The following is a 15,609-nucleotide window of genomic DNA, read 5'->3' on the forward strand; positions in this document are numbered from 1 at the left end:
TTATGAGATACAATTTACTTGTTTTGATAATATTCTTGGGCAGGACTTTAGCTCTTGCACAGGAAATTAAACCTAAAGAGATAGATGCTATTGAATCTATTGCTAAGAAATATATCCGGGAGTATGCAGTAACCGCTCTTTCAATTGGCATTGTTAAAAATTCAGAACCCTATACTTTCCATTATGGATACACAGATGTAAATGGAAGGGTTCCCATATCCGACAGCACTATGTTTCATCTAGCATCTGTAACAAAACTTTTTACAGCAACTGCCATAATGCAACTTATTGAAAGTGGCCACTTAGGTTTGGAGGAAAAACTAGTCGATATTCTTCCGGCTTTTAAGATGAGAGATAAGCGTGCTAAAAAAATTACTGTTTGGCATCTGTTGACACATACTTCAGGATTGATGTGGGATAATATATTAGAAAATTCACCAAATGATACAAGTTCTGCTCGTTTATTCCTGCAAAAACTGAGTAAGAGAGAGTTGAATTTTAGACCTGGTGAAAAATTATCTTACAAAACTTATAGTAACACGGCTTATGACCTTTTGGGTATGGTAGTTGAAAAGAAATCAGGGAAAATATTTAGTGATTATGTGACCGAAAATATTTTAAATCCCTTGCAAATGAAAAGAAGTACCTACGACTATAAGGATATTGACTCAACATATCTTGCATTACCAGTTCTCCTTTCTGGAAAATCAAAAAAAATTGCCCGATTAAATTTAATTGGTTTAGACACCAATGATTCGACTTGGGTTTCGAGTAATGGGTTAGGGTTAATTAATCATAATGTTTATGGTGAAGATTATGAACACAATCCAAGTGGTAATCTTATATCATCAGCCCTAGAGCTCAATAGATGGATGCAAGGCATGATGGAGATATATTCAAATTCAAAATCTAATAGTGTACTTAGTAGAAATTCATTATCGCAAATGTGGTCAATACAAAGACATATTGACAATAGTAAGACCTCCATTGGCTTAGGATGGTGGGTTTACCAAGATGACAAATTGGGTACTTCAGTTTTTCATGTAGGTAATAATCCTGGTTTTTGCAGTATACTGATGATATTTCCGGATCAAAAGCTGGGAATTTGTATATTAAGTAATGCATCCTATGCGCAAAAAGCTATTTGGAACAAAATGACTACCGAATTAGCTCAGCTTTTGATTAAAAAATGATGTCAGTATATTCCTGCTTGCAATTTATCTTTTTTTTGGGAATTTCTTAGTCCACATTTTACTTCTTTTCCTGTTCATAAGTACAAAAATATTTTCGTAATCATGGCTGATTTTCAAGATGGTGATTCAATAGTTAAAATAAAATTTATTAATCGTGAATTTTAAATATTTTTTTGATTTCAATTAAGTCGGAATCAGATTCACTATATGAAGTGTCCATTGAAATAAGTTCTTCTTCATGAAAAGTATGTCCTCCATTAAATTTACCAATACTTTTTAGAAGAATATAATTATTGGATTTATATTCAGTAAAACATTCAGTTGTCCAATATTTTTCGAAATTAAAATTATCTAAAGAACCAAGAACGCGCTCTATACTAAATCCTTCATATTCTTCTTTTATGTATTTTGCATCAGTCCAAATTAAATAAGATTGTTGTAATTCTGTTTTCTTAAGAATTTCATTTTTAATGCTCGAGTCCAATATAATTCCACCCATCCAATTGCTACTTTCATCTAAATAGACACCATTCCAAAATACCTTTACAGTATCATTGCCTATTTTGTGATAAATATATTTATCATAAACATATGAATACTCCTTGTTTATTGTATTATACTTAACAAAAATTTCTGTTGGTGAAGTAAATACAATTTTATAAAAAATTATTGCGCCCGCAATAGTGTTTTTAAAGACAAATTTATACATTATAATTAGTTACAATTCCAAACTGGACTTGATGGTGTTACCCCAGGGTAAACATTTGATCCTACAGAAATAGATGGAAATACACTTAATAAAAATTGAAAATTTTCAAATCCTGCAATTTTATATTGAGCATTAAGAATTACTGTTAAATGTATTGCCAAGTTTCGATCCATTGCGGTCCAAATTCCCAATCTAGCTAATTTTAAAGCATTGGCTATGTTAGTTTTTATTGGTTTGTCACTGAGCAATACACCATCAATGTTGTGCTCATTGAATTGAATGGAGATATTGCCGATATTCTTATTAATCCATGTACTTGAAATTTGAGGATGAATTTTATATAGACTCTTTGTAAGCAAGATATAATATGTCAATTGAATATTTTGTAGTATGAATGATTGCCTGCACAAATCGGTTATCTCTTCTTCTACTTCCCAATCTCTATAAGTATTTATATTTTTCATATAACATGATTCGAAATCAGTAAAATTTATATTGTTGCCCAAAGAAAAGTTCTCGAATTTTATATAACAAATGTCCAAATCATTTTGACCCTTCAAAGTAGTATATTTCATTAATTTTTGCAAACAAGGTAAGTTTTCTAAACAGTCTATTAAAAGTTCTTGTATTCCTGTGGACTTATTCTATTATTTTAATGCAAATTTATCCTATTCTGCCAAAATTGCAAGTGTATTACAATTAATATTTGATAATTATTCCCTCAATCAAAAACTCTATAACTCCGTATAATTTAATCTGGTTGACCAACACGAGGAGCAATGTAAATGGAAAAATTTATGATCGGCTTTCCCATTTAAGAAAGTCAGATTGTCAAAAAGTTAATTTGGGGTTTCACTTAAAAGTTGGATTGCGGGTCATCCTTAAGGATCCAGGTGTCGTTCACTTAATTTAATAGATTATAGGTGTATCCAAAAAATTTTAAGATATTTACACTTAGAGAATTTAAAAAAAATAGTATAATCTTATGCTTTTATTCAAAATCTTTACAATGAGAATCCCTATTTTATTTTTAGCCATATTATGTTTTTACTCATTGGGTTGTTCTCAAAATACTTACGCTCCGGAAACCCTCGATAGAATCAAAGAATTCGAGAATAATATCTCAGGAAATCTATTGCTAAATGATGAAATGCCGGGTACCATTGCTGAAAGGATGGCTAAATATAAGGTGAAGGGGATGAGCATTGCAGTCATACATAATTATAAAGTGGATTGGGCAAAAGGCTATGGTTGGGCAGATGTAGCAGAGAAGAGACCGGTAACCACGGAAACTTTATTTGAACCGGGCTCTATATCAAAGTCTTTGAATGCTGTAGGTATTTTAAAATTGGCTCAGGATAAAAAGTTAGACCTATACACCGATATAAATACCTATTTAAATTCATGGAAGTTTCCTTACGATTCACTTTCCGGAGGAAAAAAAATTACTTTGGCTAATTTACTTAGTCATACAGCCGGCTTAACAGTGCATGGATTCCCGGGGCATGATATCCATGGGCCAATTCCAAGCTTGATTGAGGTTTTGGACGGGAAAAAACCTTCTTTTACACCAGCAGTGCGCAGCATGTATGAACCAGGAGTGAAGTATGAATATTCAGGAGGAGGCACTTCAATTTCCCAATTAATTTTATCGGATATCGTAAAGCAACCTTATGATGTTTGGATGTATGATCATATTTTAAAACCAATCGGTATGACCCATAGTACTTATGCACAGCCACCAGCACAAGATAGAAGGTATTTATGCGCTTCTGCCTACAATCAGGACGGCTTGCCGATAGATAATAAATTCCACGTGTACCCGGAACAGGCTGCTGCTGGATTGTGGATGACACCAAGTGACCTTTGTAATTATATTTTGGATATGCAAATGGCATTAAAAGGCACAGCTTCAAAAGTGCTGAATGATGAGATGGTGAAATTGCATCTGACTCCGTATATTGACGAAAGCGCTGCGATGGGCACTTTTATAGAAGATCACGATGGCGTTAAATATTTTCAACACGGAGCTGGAAATGATGGTTTCTGCGGACAATTTTATGGTAGCCTGGAAGATGGCTATGGTGTTGTCATTTTCTTGAATTCAAGCTATCCAAAACTCTTGCCGGAATTAATTAATAGTGTAGCTAAGGTGTACAAGTGGAAAAATTTTTACCGGGAACCCCAAAGGAAAAAGAGTATCATGGTTAAGGAGGAAGTCATAAAGGACTATGAAGGTATATATTTATACGATGACCAGTGGGCTGCAGTCGGAAAGAAAGACAATGAATACCATTTTTATACTAGATGGACTTATGCCAAAATGCATTTTACTTCAATGACCAGTTTTTTCAATGAGGAATTTCCAGCGGTAAAGGAGTTTATTAAAGATGCCAAAGGAAATGTAACAGGCTACAGTAGAAATGTAAATGGAAGGGATTTTCCAAAGGCGATTAAAATTGGGAATCCCGATACTGTCCAATTAACAACCCAATTATTCAATGAAATAGGATGGTATTTCTTAGAGATCAAAAAATATAAGGAGTCATTAGCTTATTTCACCAGAGGAGTCCAGTTATATCCGGAAGATCTGAATTTGTTAATGAATCAGGCTCATCTGTATTTATTTAACCATGAGTATAACAAAGCCATAGATATTTATAAATCTCATCTTAAGGATTCTATTAAGCCAGGTTATATCTGGGAAGATTTAATGAGGGATGATTATATCTTTTTTAAAGATAATAAATATGACCTCGTAATGTTTGATAAGGTATTTGCAGATTTAAATATTAAAAAACCATAGTTGTTTTATTAAAAATTATCAAAAGCAGCTACAACAACTTTTGTAAACAAGTGCCGAAATGTAAGTCGATGTAACTCATTTCACAAACTAGTTTATATTAGATGTTCAGTAATCAATGGTACATTTAGTGCATATCAAACTTTGATCACCAAGTTAAAATTGTAAGGAATTTCACCCACTTTGCAAAGTCGATGAAGTAAGTGATCAGGAGGATTTTATGTTAAAATATATAATTTTTATACAAGAGAAAAATTTATTTATGACCTTTATCAAGGGTTGAATTTGATCGGCGAAGTATTCTTTAATTCTAAATAAAAATGTATTTTTAGCAGATGAATTTTAATTAAAGAAAAATACAAATAGTGTAATATTTATCCATTCTTGCTAGATAGTGATGATTATAATGTAAACAGTCCCAAAAAAGTGGCATATCTTATGGAAACCAAAAAGAATTTAAAGACTTGTAGCAAAGGACATCGGTTCTATAAAAGTTCTGACTGTCCTGTTTGTCCGATTTGTGAAGAAGAACGGAAACCGAAGGATAATTTTCTCTCATTACTTGTTGCGCCGGCTAGACGTGCATTGGAAAATAATGGAATTAAGACACTGGAACAACTTTCAAAGTATGCTGAGGAGGACGTTCTAAGTTTCCACGGAATGGGCAAAAGTACAATTCCTAAACTACAAAGATTGTTGGCCGAAAATGGCTTGCGTTTTAAGAATAAATAATAATTACATTCCGAAGTAATCAAACCAAATGGAAAACAAATCAATTCAAACCCCTTTTGCTCAGACCTATTTTCATGGTACCAAAGCGGATCTTAAAATTGGTGATTTAATTGAAGTGGGGTTTAACTCTAACTTTGGCCAAAGAAAAAATGCCAAATATATTTTCTTAACGGCAACTTTGGACGCTGCCATTTGGGGTGCTGAACTATCTGTGGGCGATGGAAAGGAAAGAATTTATTTAGTAGAACCGACAGGAGAAATCGAGGATGATCCTGATTTGACGGATAAAAAATTTCCAGGTAACCCAACTTTATCTTATCGGTCGACACATCCGTTTAAAGTAGTGGGAGAAGTTACTGTATGGCAAGGACACTCAATCGAACAAGTTGAAACGATGAAAGCACATCTGGCAAAACTCAAAGATCAAGGTATTAATTCTTTAAACGATGAGTAGATTTGAAATTTAATTTACAAAATCTGTAAAAATATGAAATCAACTATTTGTAGAAACGTTTCTCTGAAATTTTAAAGTTAAATGTTGCTTGCCTGTCGTATCTCATAGGGTTGGCAAAAGTTTTTAGTCAGGTAAATTTTATGAGTATTAAGTACAAATTAAACATCTTTAAAAGTTCGATTAAAAGGATTCCGATACCTCATCATATAGATCTCGAATGAGAAATTCAGATCGGCCTTTTTCATTTTAGCATAAACTGATTTAAAAAGCGTTAAAAGCAAAATACTGTTTGAGCTCGCCTGCAGATAAGCTAAGAGGATTATGACAGTAAGGCCAAGAGCTATTATGGATGATTATGGCGAGTTTATTTTGTTTAGCTTTTTAAATCAGTTTTTGCGTTAAGAAATGAAAACAGCCTTGATTTTTTTTGGTTCTTTTTTGTATTAAGACTAAAAGGAACAATGTGAATAAAAGGATGGAATTTAAGACAACTTTAGTGAATACGGGGGGGCGCAAAACTGCTTTCTCCTCAAAATTTTTACTTGACCCAAAGCTTTGTTTCACAAATTTGTTCTTGGCTTAAGATGGAATAGTTTGTTGCTCATTTACCTCAGCAAAATTTTGCAAATCCGACCATTGCAATTTTATTTTTCCTACAAAAACCAATCCCCGGCTTCTGTTTTTTTACGCCTGGAAATAGGAATTTCACAACCATTTTTTAATATAAATTGATCGTCTTTTAATGCATCAATATGGTATCTGTTTACCGGATACGAACGATGGCTACTGAAAAAACTTTTATCGGCAAGTATTTCTTCAAAGTATGCTAAATTTTTTAGAGGACAACTCACGGGAACCGTTTGATAAATAAATATAACTGTAATTGCGCTCTCCTTCAATGTGCGTAATTTGCTTTAGCGTAAAGCGTAATGTACCTGTTTGCGTAGGCAAAACTAACTTTTGATCGTCTATATTTTTTGTTTCCAGATTTTGCAGTGCCAAGGTAACATCACTGTGGGATTTTGTGCTGCCAATTCTACGAATCGCTTCCTTAAGTTCTGAATCTTTAATAGGTTTTACTAAATAATCCAATGCATTAAATCTAAAAGCATTAATTGCATAGTGACTGTGGGATGTAGTAAAAATAGTTTGGAAAGGAATATGGTCCAGCTGATTTAGTAATTCAAAGCCATTCATATCCGGTAATTCAATATCCGAAAAAACAACATTAGGTTTGATAGATTCTATTAGGTGCAGTGCCTCTTTCCCTGTATTGGCTATACCCAAAACTGAAATATTGGAAGCTTCTTGCTGCAGTAGATCTGCCAAAACAGCGGCCATAAAGGCATTGTCTTCTACTATTAAAGCTTTTACCGATTGCATAAAACTTGCAGTAAAGATACATTATTAATTAAAACCGTTTGATCATTATGCTTACCTTTCGATAACTCAAACATAGGCATGAAAGCTATTACAACTATTTTTGAGCTACAATAAAAGATAGACATGAATTCAATAAAAATATTATTATCCCTTTTTATAATTGTTACAGGCATATATCCATGCATTTCTCAAAACAGCTTGCAGGAGAAGAAAAACAAAGATGCAACATCAAAAACCCTTGCACTTCCGCAGGGTTTCGAAAAGCGTCAACAGATACTTTCAAGTATTATAGAGGCTTTACATCGAAAAAATTATAATTTGGCTATAGAGCAAGCGGATAAACTGGTAACAGATGCCATTACCAATCAGGACTCTCTTCATCTTCGTGATGCATATCGCCTACTATCAAAGGCATATCATAAAAAAGGAAATATACAGCAACGCGATCTATGTGAGCAACGTATTCAGGAACTTGCCATTTCCTATGGTTATCATGTGGATGAAGGATAATTGTTTTTATCAAAACTAGCGGTCGGCAGAGATAAAATGTCAGATAAATTACCTTATATTTATGATGAACTTCAACTTCTTGAGGACATGGAAGGAAAATATAGTTTTGAGGAAATCAGTTCCCCTTCATTTCAGGAAAAGTATAAAAATAATTCTACCATAGAGCCAGGAGAAAAGTTATTTAATTTCAGAGTTTCGGAATTAAGCTATTCTGAAACCTCCAGGTTTCTTTTTAATCAAGATGCCGTCTATTGGGTTAAGTTGAAAGTGGTGGGAAGTAAATCAAAAAGAGATAATTATTTGTTTCATGTTGCGCCTTATTGGCAGGCAAGCTGGGATAAGGTAGATTTATTTGTAACTTCAAATAGCGGGTCAACAGAACATTATAAATTTGGTCTGGCGCTTTCGCCAAAAGAGAAAGATTGTAAGTACGGTGCCAATTATTTTGAGCTTAATTTGGCGCCAAACGAGGTGAAGATAATTTATCTGAGACTGGAGGATGCAAGAAAACAGAATGCGGAGGGCTGGCGTCCAGATCACATTTCCCTGGTGTTGGCAGATAATCAGAATTTTTTTGAATTTGGGGAGGTTTATAATATCCAGGATTCTATCATGCATACCCACAATTGGGGACAACCGCGCAGATTAAACCACATTTAACATCTTTTAACTTTTGTTGAAGACCCAAATCAAAAGTATAGTCTGGAAGATGTTATGAACAATTGGGACCAGATGGATCCAATGATCTCGCTTCAAATGATACCCCGAAAACCAGCGGCTTCTTATTGGTGTAGATTGAAGTTAGTGAGTAAAGCAAAAAACAACACGAGACATTCTTTTATGCTGCCCGAACAATGGGATGATGTCGAGGTATATGTGCCGGATGAAAACAAAAACTACACAAAATTTATCACGGGAAGTAATTTAAGTGATGATCAGAAAACGGTTCCCGGAATGTTCAATATTTTCCGCCTTTATGCACATTACGGCGACAGCCTGACCATTTATATTAATTTTAAATCAAACAGATTATTTCCTTATTCATCCACTGGAATTGGTAAATTTGAGGTCGTTCATTTTGAAGAATCCCTACTTTGGTACGATCACTACAGACAAAATCTTCCTCACTACATCATGACAGGCATCCTGTTAATCTTATTCTTGTATTATCTGATTATTTTTCTGATCAATAAGGAGGTCACACATTTACATCTTACGTTTTTCTTTTTGGGTTTATTTCTCAATACATTCAATACATCAAATATCTACGCACAGTTTCAATCCAATCGTGCAATTACTGTTTTTGCAACATCCATCAGCCTATTAGGTTTGTTCAATTATACGGAAACCGTATTGAAAATAAAACAGATATCCCTTTGGGTCCATAAACTGAATAGTTTTGTATTTATATTATTGTTGATCGTCCTTCTTACCCAATTTGGCGTTTTATCTTACCAATATTTATTTGAACCTGCTATTGTTTCAGATGAAGAACCTGTCATTGGAAAGATATCCAATTATTTTACCTTGTTTGTAGTGATTATTTTACTCATTCAAGCTATTTTTGTGGCCATAAAAAGGGTAAAATATGCCAATCTATTTCTATTGTTTTATATCCTGTCCATTGGCTCTCAACTTATACCTTCTTATCCCGGAGTATGGAAATTTGGATATGATCATGTGACTTCCTTTTCTTATGTTTTATTAACTTTATCCACACTTGGATTAATGTTGGTCACCGCTTATCGTCTGAAACAATTACGTGAAGATCAGGCAGAGAAAGAAAAGGCACAAGCCAGGAAAGAGCCAAACATCAATTTCTGGCCAACATGAGCCACGAGATCCGCACACCAATGAACGCAATCAAAGGCATGACCGATATTTTGTTGAGACGCAACCCAAAAGAGGATCAGAAAGAGTACCTGGAAGGCATCAAACAGTCTTCCGATTCCTTACTGGTAATCATCAATGATATCCTTGATATTTCAAAAATTGAAGCCGGTAAAGTTGAATTGGAACAGGAGCCTTTTTCTGTTCATGAATTGGTGGATAATGTGCACACCATCATGCAGTTTAAAGCAGAAGAAAAGGGACTGGAAATGAAAGAGGATCTTCCAAAGGATGCTATACATGTCAAAGGTGATGCGACCCGCTTGCGGCAGATTTTGATCAACCTTTTAGGCAACGCAATTAAGTTTACTGAAAAAGGTTTAGTCACTACGACGTTAAGTTCCGAGCAGACAGGTAATAAAGTGCATTTACACTTCATTGTTTCGGATACGGGTATTGGCATTGATGCCGATAGAATGGACAGGATCTTTAAATCCTTTGAGCAAGCGTACAACGGCACCTCCAGAAAATTTGGCGGTACAGGATTGGGTTTGAGTATTTCTAAGATGTTGATTGAATTGCACGGAGGTAAAATTTGGGTGGAAAGTGAAAAAGGAAAAGGCAGTAGGTTTCATTTTACCCTACCTTATGCCATTGCCGAAACAGCCGTACAGGAACCTCATACTGAATTTTCAAATGCAAATATTGCCGATGAACTCAAGGGCATACGTATTCTGCTTGTAGAAGACAATACATTCAATGCAGTGGTTGCGCAGGAAGAATTGGAAGATGCCATTGAAGGCTTAACATTGGTGCTGGCTGAAAATGGACTTATTGCGGTAGAGAAATTGAGATCTTCAGACTTTGATGTGATATTGATGGATGTACAAATGCCAACCATGAATGGATTCGAAGCAACCAAAGCCATAAGAAACTTTGGCAATGAAAAAGCCAATACACCTATCATCGCCATGACTGCCAACGTGCTCAAAGAGGAAGTAGATTTTTGCTACCAAGCGGGCATGAACGATTTTATTGGAAAACCGTTTGATACAAATGAATTATTACAAAAGATTTATAACTTAAAAAAAAAAAAATGACCAATGACAATCCAACCATTTTCATCGTAGATGATGAGCCACTGTTAACCGAAATGTTAAGTGATTATTTAAAGGAACAAGATGCAGGATTTAATGTAAAAACATTTCCAACCGGGGAAGCGTGTTTATTAAGCCTGGATGAACACCCGGATGCTGTAGTTATGGATTATTATCTCAATTCAAAAGAAAAAGATGCTGCGAATGGTATCGATATTTTGAAAGAAATTAAAAAGCGAAATCCTGCATTACCGGTAATCATGCTGTCCAGCCAAAAAAGTTATGCAATAGCTTCACAAACCATCATGTATGGAGCAATGCATTATGTGATCAAGGGCCAGGATGCTTTTGAAGAAATTTTTCAACTGATTAAGGCAAATGTGTAGATGGTCGATTTAAGCTTTTTAAAAAAGTTCACCAAAGACGATCCTAAAAAAATGAAACGCTACATTTCGTTATACCTTGATGTGACGCCAAAGACTTTTGAGGAAATGCAGCGAAACCTGAAAAATGGAGATTGGGAACAATTACGCATTAATGCACATTCTTTAAAACCACAAGCTGATTTTATGGGCATTGCAAGTTTAAAAGAAGAACTCATCAAAATAGAAGAAGCTGTGAAATTGAATAATGTGGATGTTCTTGAAAAACTATTAAATGAATCGCACTCCATATCGAGGCAATCAGAGAATATACTAAAGGGGATGTTAGATCAGTTTTAAACAACATTTGTATCGGTCTCTTCGACTAAGTGTCCGAAAAGCTGTAAACTATATGCCAAAACATGGGTCAGCTGTTTCATTGTTGTTTTTATTTGTAAAAGCAGAATGTCTGGTGCGTATCGGTAAATACTAACAGAGGTTTAGTCTTGGTGACTTTCTTTGAGGGGAACAGGTGAGTTAAGTAATTTAAACACGATTTTTCGGGTGGGGCGGACAGTGTAAGCATGGAGAGTTAAAGTTTCCGAGTTACTTGATTTTCAGGAATATTATGCGTATTAGAATCCGTATATTTTTTCCTCAAACATCTCTAGTTCTTTTTTTGCTTTTGGTGTTGCATACGTTGACATCAGTTTCATGATCATGGATAAATAGTGACTGATTTGCTCTTGTACACCCATGCGACTGTGTGACACTGCTGCCTCCGAAATCCAGAAACGAATGATTAGCGAGAGTGTGGAAGTTAAGAAATCTATATCCTTTTCATCCTTTATTTTGAGGTAACCGGACTTAGTAAGTGCTTTTATATTTGACTTCATTACACTGTTTCTGTCCTTCCCCGTTTTTTGGTAACGTGCCGAGATGGCCTTATTCTGCTCCATTAAATGGACAAAACTCAACAAAAGACACCTATATTTAACGTGGTTTGCAAATACACTATTCAGCATTTCAAGAAAGGTCAAAACCGTAATATGTTCATTTGCAATGACTAATTCAGAATTCAATTTGTTTAGATCCAATGACAGTTGATTCACCAAATCATCTTTTGTCGGGAAATAATAGGTAATGTTGCTAACCCGCATATCCAAAATAGCAGCCAGTTCCCTGAGGCCAACATATTCAATGCCTCTGTCATTAAACATTTCAAGTGCCTTGGATAATATTTTCTCTTTTGTGGTCATAATAATTTGGACAATGTCCAAATTTATGTATTTTTGGTGAAAAATTAATGCAAATGAACTACAAATATCCATACACCATTGAAAACTGCGTTGGAGAAAAAATTATTTTCCAATCCGTAGAGCCATCCAACGGAGGTGACAAAGTAATATTGGATGCATATTGCAAACCCGGAGCCGGCCCGGCGATGCACACACATTTTAAGCAAGAAGAATCACTCACCGTCGTTTCAGGTAAAATGGGCTATCAACTCCTTGGAGAAGAACCTAAGACGGCAACAGCTGGCGAAACAGTCTTGTTTACAAAAGGCACTCCCCATAAGTTTTGGGCAGAAGGGCAAGAGGAACTACATTGTAAAGGATGGATACATCCAGCCAATTCCATTGTATTTTTTCTTTCGGCAGTTTACGCTGCACAGAATAAATCAGGCAAAGGGGAACCGGAGCCTTTTGACGGTGCCTATTTACTTACAAAATATGCAAGTGAATACGATATGCCCGAAATCCCATCATTTGTCAAGAAAGTAATTTTTCCTATAACCAATTTTATGGGCCGAATTTTGGGCAAATACAAACACTTTGAGGATTCTCCTTCGGCATTGAAATAGAAATAAAAGGGCATTCTTCTGCAGTATTATTTTCTAATTCACCCCATCATCGAAAATACGCACATCAGCTTTTAAAAAGTCTATGCAAGATGACGATGGGAGGATTGTTTGACCATCTGTAGACTTGTTCTGCACAAAATATTTGAACCTTATTATCGGAATATCGCTTTACGAAACGGATCTGTATGTAATGTATTTACTTTTATAAGCAATAAAATAAGATCTTTAAATGCCAAATAAATTAAACCAATAGAGAACCTACAATTTTCTTTTCCTACGCACTTTTTATTCTCCTAATGCAGACCAAAAGGTCTATCCACATGACTAAAGGACTCGATTGATTTTGCAATAGAAATATGGCCTTATTTGAGTGACCAAATTCCAAAGAATCACAAACTTTTATATGTTTGTAACTTCAAGGCTTTAAATAAAAAATTAAATGATACAATTAATCGGACTATTTACAATTTCTTGGATTCTCATTTATTTTTTTGAAAAAGGCAACTTATCGGTTTTGGGATTTGTACCAACAAAAGACAGACTGAAATATTTCACAATTCTTTTCATGGTTTCTACATTTTTTTCTGCGACTGCTTTTCTTTTGAGAATGTATATTGCAAGAGAGGAGTACACAATATCTCAATCTTTATCCCTTAGTTCAATTGTACTTGAAACATGGTATCAGTTTCGATCAGTTTTGACAGAAGAATTAATTTGCAGAGGTGTGTTGCTTTATATTCTAATTAAAAAAATCGGTCAGGTAAAAGCTATTCTTGTTAGCTCTGTATTTTTTGCAGCTATGCATTGGCTAAATGCAGGAGTTTGGGGCAACTGGACCCAAATGACCATTTTGTTTGCATTTACATTTGCAATGGGGCTTTTATTGGCTTATTCATTTGCGAGAACCTTTTCTTTACTCATCCCTTTTGCTATACACTTTGGATGGAATTTAACACAAAACTATATTTTTCCGGATACTGCAACAGGCAACCATATTTTTACTTTAGTAGTTCCTCCACCAACAGTGACTATATCGTATATGGCATTCTTTACAATGCTTTTGTTTCCAAAAATATCAGTGCTTGTGTTTGACTATTTGATTGTAAAACAACATCGACAAATGGATGCACCTTAGAATATGGCATAAAGTATTTTATCATCGTAATAACCATTGACTCTTATGGAGATAAGGTAAGTGAATCAACACTAAATTGAAAAGCCCATGAAGAAGGGCAATAGACTACAATGATTTGCTTCAGGTGTTGGAGGGATAATTCAGCAAGTTTGCAATTTATAAAGTGCCATTCAATGTGACCCACTCAATCTGGGGTAAACTTTGTAAGATATTGTGAGTTAAAAGGGTTAGTTCTAATCTTTAACAAAGGAATAATTGTCCAACGACCTAGTATCTGACTCTTCATAAAAGGTATAAAGTAGCCTATTTGCTCACATATGCAATAAATTGATAGGCTTAGCACCTGAACCAAATTCGATAGTAACATTTACATCAAACCATATTCTCTCAATATCGGGTACCATCACCTCTAACTGGAACAAGTAGTTCAATTGAAAGGCGGATCAAGGTATTCTACGGTTAGATCTGGGGCTTTCTGAGTAACCACATCCTTAAGAGACAGTAGAAATCTTAACAGACCTCATAATTAGAGCTCAAAATATGACCACTCAACTCCTGATTTAAAATTTTGAGAGCTCCTTTCAATTAATATACTGTAGGGATTAATTAATGGTTTCAAATATTTTTTGTTAAAAAATAATAAATTATCGAATAACAATAAATATTTATTATATTTGCCCCATAATTTTAAATTTTAACAAGATGTCAAAAAGAAACAACTATGTATTTATTGGCCTGCAGATTGTTGCTTGGGTCATTTTTGTTGGCTTATGCATTGAAGCAGGAGCCTTGTTAGTGAATTTTATTTACAGTCTGTACAAACCGGATATTATCCAGAATTTGTATCAAAAAATGGACTTAAGTGAAATGTATAATCGCAGCAAATGGGCTTTTTACAGTATGTATAGTTTCATTTTGGTCGTCTCGATTTTGAAGGCATACCTGTTCTATTTGGTCATCGGACTTATTAGCAAACTAAATTTGTTAAAACCATTCAACAGTTTGGTTTCCGATCAGATTACAAAAATTAGCTACTTCACGCTGTCGATTGGACTCGTTAGTTACCTGGCTCGACAAACAGCAAATTATCTCCTGCACCGTGGATATGATATCGATATGCTGGACCAGTTTTGGGCAGATAGCCAGGCATTCATATTGATGGCGGCAGTAATCTATATTATTGCGACAATATTTTCAAAAGGAGTTGAAATTCAAAAAGAAAACGATTTAACCGTTTAATTTATGCCAATAATTGTAAACCTGGACGTGATGATGGCAAGACGGAAAGTTTCTTTAAATGAACTTTCTGAAAGAGTCGATTTGACTTTATCCAATCTTTCGATTTTGAAAACCGGAAAAGCAAAAGCAATTCGTTTTAGCACTCTTGAAGCAATTTGCAAAGCTCTAGACTGCCAGCCTGGAGACATTTTAGAGTATTTAAGTCCACCAAAAGAAGAATAAATTTTAGATGCAGGTTTGAAAAAATTTCGACTTGACAAATGGAATTCCAAGAGTGTATAACCTATTTTCTATCCAT

General features: G+C 34.7%; 19 protein-coding genes. 14 read left to right on the forward strand and 5 right to left on the reverse strand.

Translation table 11 applies throughout. The features are described 5' to 3' along the window. Window positions 1–2: 2 nt before the first annotated feature. The gene (locus tag IPJ83_03865) at window positions 3–1,193 is read left to right on the forward strand and encodes a beta-lactamase family protein (GenBank protein ID MBK7879680.1); all 1,191 of its coding nucleotides are present in this window, start codon (window positions 3–5) and stop codon (window positions 1,191–1,193) included. A gap of 148 nt (window positions 1,194–1,341) precedes the next feature. Here IPJ83_03865 and IPJ83_03870 read toward each other — a convergent pair whose 3' ends face one another. Together IPJ83_03870 and IPJ83_03875 are read right to left on the reverse strand one after the other, a co-directional pair. Continuing rightward, complete coding sequence (locus IPJ83_03870) at window positions 1,342–1,902, reverse strand: hypothetical protein (GenBank protein ID MBK7879681.1); 561 nt, start codon at window positions 1,900–1,902, stop codon at window positions 1,342–1,344. Between the two features lie 5 nt (window positions 1,903–1,907). After that, window positions 1,908–2,366: a hypothetical protein gene (locus IPJ83_03875; protein MBK7879682.1), complete on the reverse strand. Its 459-nt coding sequence runs from the start codon at window positions 2,364–2,366 to the stop codon at window positions 1,908–1,910. Window positions 2,367–2,911: 545 nt separating this feature from the next. Here IPJ83_03875 and IPJ83_03880 point away from each other — a divergent pair. The 3 genes from IPJ83_03880 (at window position 2,912) to arr (ending at window position 5,891) form a co-directional block, all read left to right on the forward strand. Continuing rightward, window positions 2,912–4,708 carry a serine hydrolase gene (locus tag IPJ83_03880; GenBank protein ID MBK7879683.1) on the forward strand — a complete coding sequence of 599 codons (1,797 nt, stop codon included), beginning with the start codon at window positions 2,912–2,914 and terminating at the stop codon, window positions 4,706–4,708. A 435-nt stretch (window positions 4,709–5,143) separates the two neighbouring features. After that, window positions 5,144–5,437, forward strand: a complete 294-nt coding sequence (locus IPJ83_03885) for a hypothetical protein (protein ID MBK7879684.1) — start codon at window positions 5,144–5,146, stop codon at window positions 5,435–5,437. A gap of 28 nt (window positions 5,438–5,465) precedes the next feature. After that, window positions 5,466–5,891, forward strand: a complete 426-nt coding sequence (gene arr, locus IPJ83_03890) for an NAD(+)--rifampin ADP-ribosyltransferase (GenBank protein ID MBK7879685.1) — start codon at window positions 5,466–5,468, stop codon at window positions 5,889–5,891. A 653-nt stretch (window positions 5,892–6,544) separates the two neighbouring features. Here arr and IPJ83_03895 read toward each other — a convergent pair. Together IPJ83_03895 and IPJ83_03900 are read right to left on the reverse strand one after the other, a co-directional pair. After that, the gene (locus IPJ83_03895) at window positions 6,545–6,742 is read right to left on the reverse strand and encodes a LytTR family transcriptional regulator DNA-binding domain-containing protein (protein ID MBK7879686.1); all 198 of its coding nucleotides are present in this window, start codon (window positions 6,740–6,742) and stop codon (window positions 6,545–6,547) included. Beyond that, window positions 6,708–7,274, reverse strand: coding sequence for a response regulator (locus IPJ83_03900; GenBank protein MBK7879687.1), 567 nt, complete (start codon window positions 7,272–7,274; stop codon window positions 6,708–6,710). Before IPJ83_03900 ends, IPJ83_03895 begins: the two co-directional genes overlap by 35 nt. Before the next feature lie 123 nt (window positions 7,275–7,397). On the opposite strand from IPJ83_03900, the gene IPJ83_03905 reads away from it, so the two are divergent. The 6 genes from IPJ83_03905 (at window position 7,398) to IPJ83_03930 (ending at window position 11,433) form a co-directional block, all read left to right on the forward strand. Then, window positions 7,398–7,784 carry a hypothetical protein gene (locus IPJ83_03905; protein ID MBK7879688.1) on the forward strand — a complete coding sequence of 129 codons (387 nt, stop codon included), beginning with the start codon at window positions 7,398–7,400 and terminating at the stop codon, window positions 7,782–7,784. A 36-nt stretch (window positions 7,785–7,820) separates the two neighbouring features. Continuing rightward, complete coding sequence (locus tag IPJ83_03910; protein MBK7879689.1) at window positions 7,821–8,444, forward strand: hypothetical protein; 624 nt, start codon at window positions 7,821–7,823, stop codon at window positions 8,442–8,444. Between the two features lie 144 nt (window positions 8,445–8,588). Then, the gene (locus IPJ83_03915; GenBank protein ID MBK7879690.1) at window positions 8,589–9,617 is read left to right on the forward strand and encodes a hypothetical protein; all 1,029 of its coding nucleotides are present in this window, start codon (window positions 8,589–8,591) and stop codon (window positions 9,615–9,617) included. Further along, window positions 9,614–10,714 carry a response regulator gene (locus IPJ83_03920; GenBank protein MBK7879691.1) on the forward strand — a complete coding sequence of 367 codons (1,101 nt, stop codon included), beginning with the start codon at window positions 9,614–9,616 and terminating at the stop codon, window positions 10,712–10,714. Before IPJ83_03915 ends, IPJ83_03920 begins: the two co-directional genes overlap by 4 nt. After that, window positions 10,711–11,097 carry a response regulator gene (locus tag IPJ83_03925; protein ID MBK7879692.1) on the forward strand — a complete coding sequence of 129 codons (387 nt, stop codon included), beginning with the start codon at window positions 10,711–10,713 and terminating at the stop codon, window positions 11,095–11,097. Before IPJ83_03920 ends, IPJ83_03925 begins: the two co-directional genes overlap by 4 nt. Next, window positions 11,098–11,433 carry an Hpt domain-containing protein gene (locus IPJ83_03930; protein MBK7879693.1) on the forward strand — a complete coding sequence of 112 codons (336 nt, stop codon included), beginning with the start codon at window positions 11,098–11,100 and terminating at the stop codon, window positions 11,431–11,433. A gap of 275 nt (window positions 11,434–11,708) precedes the next feature. Here IPJ83_03930 and IPJ83_03935 read toward each other — a convergent pair whose 3' ends face one another. Further along, the gene (locus tag IPJ83_03935; protein MBK7879694.1) at window positions 11,709–12,332 is read right to left on the reverse strand and encodes a TetR family transcriptional regulator; all 624 of its coding nucleotides are present in this window, start codon (window positions 12,330–12,332) and stop codon (window positions 11,709–11,711) included. Window positions 12,333–12,385: 53 nt separating this feature from the next. Between IPJ83_03935 and IPJ83_03940 the strand changes: the two genes are divergently transcribed. The 4 genes from IPJ83_03940 to IPJ83_03955 all read left to right on the forward strand — a co-directional run bounded on the left by IPJ83_03940 (window position 12,386) and on the right by IPJ83_03955 (window position 15,533). Beyond that, entirely contained in the window at window positions 12,386–12,937 is a 552-nt protein-coding gene (locus tag IPJ83_03940) for a cupin domain-containing protein (protein ID MBK7879695.1), read from the forward strand. A gap of 439 nt (window positions 12,938–13,376) precedes the next feature. After that, a complete protein-coding gene (locus tag IPJ83_03945; protein ID MBK7879696.1) occupies window positions 13,377–14,072 on the forward strand; it encodes a CPBP family intramembrane metalloprotease in 696 nt (231 codons plus the stop codon). A 702-nt stretch (window positions 14,073–14,774) separates the two neighbouring features. Further along, window positions 14,775–15,311: a DUF2975 domain-containing protein gene (locus tag IPJ83_03950; GenBank protein ID MBK7879697.1), complete on the forward strand. Its 537-nt coding sequence runs from the start codon at window positions 14,775–14,777 to the stop codon at window positions 15,309–15,311. Between the two features lie 3 nt (window positions 15,312–15,314). Beyond that, window positions 15,315–15,533 (forward strand): helix-turn-helix transcriptional regulator, encoded by a 219-nt coding sequence (locus tag IPJ83_03955; protein MBK7879698.1) that lies wholly within the window; start codon window positions 15,315–15,317, stop codon window positions 15,531–15,533. The last annotated feature ends 76 nt before the right edge of the window (window positions 15,534–15,609 follow it).

Source organism: Candidatus Vicinibacter proximus, assembly GCA_016713905.1.
Lineage (GTDB): Bacteria > Bacteroidota > Bacteroidia > Chitinophagales > Saprospiraceae > Vicinibacter > Vicinibacter proximus.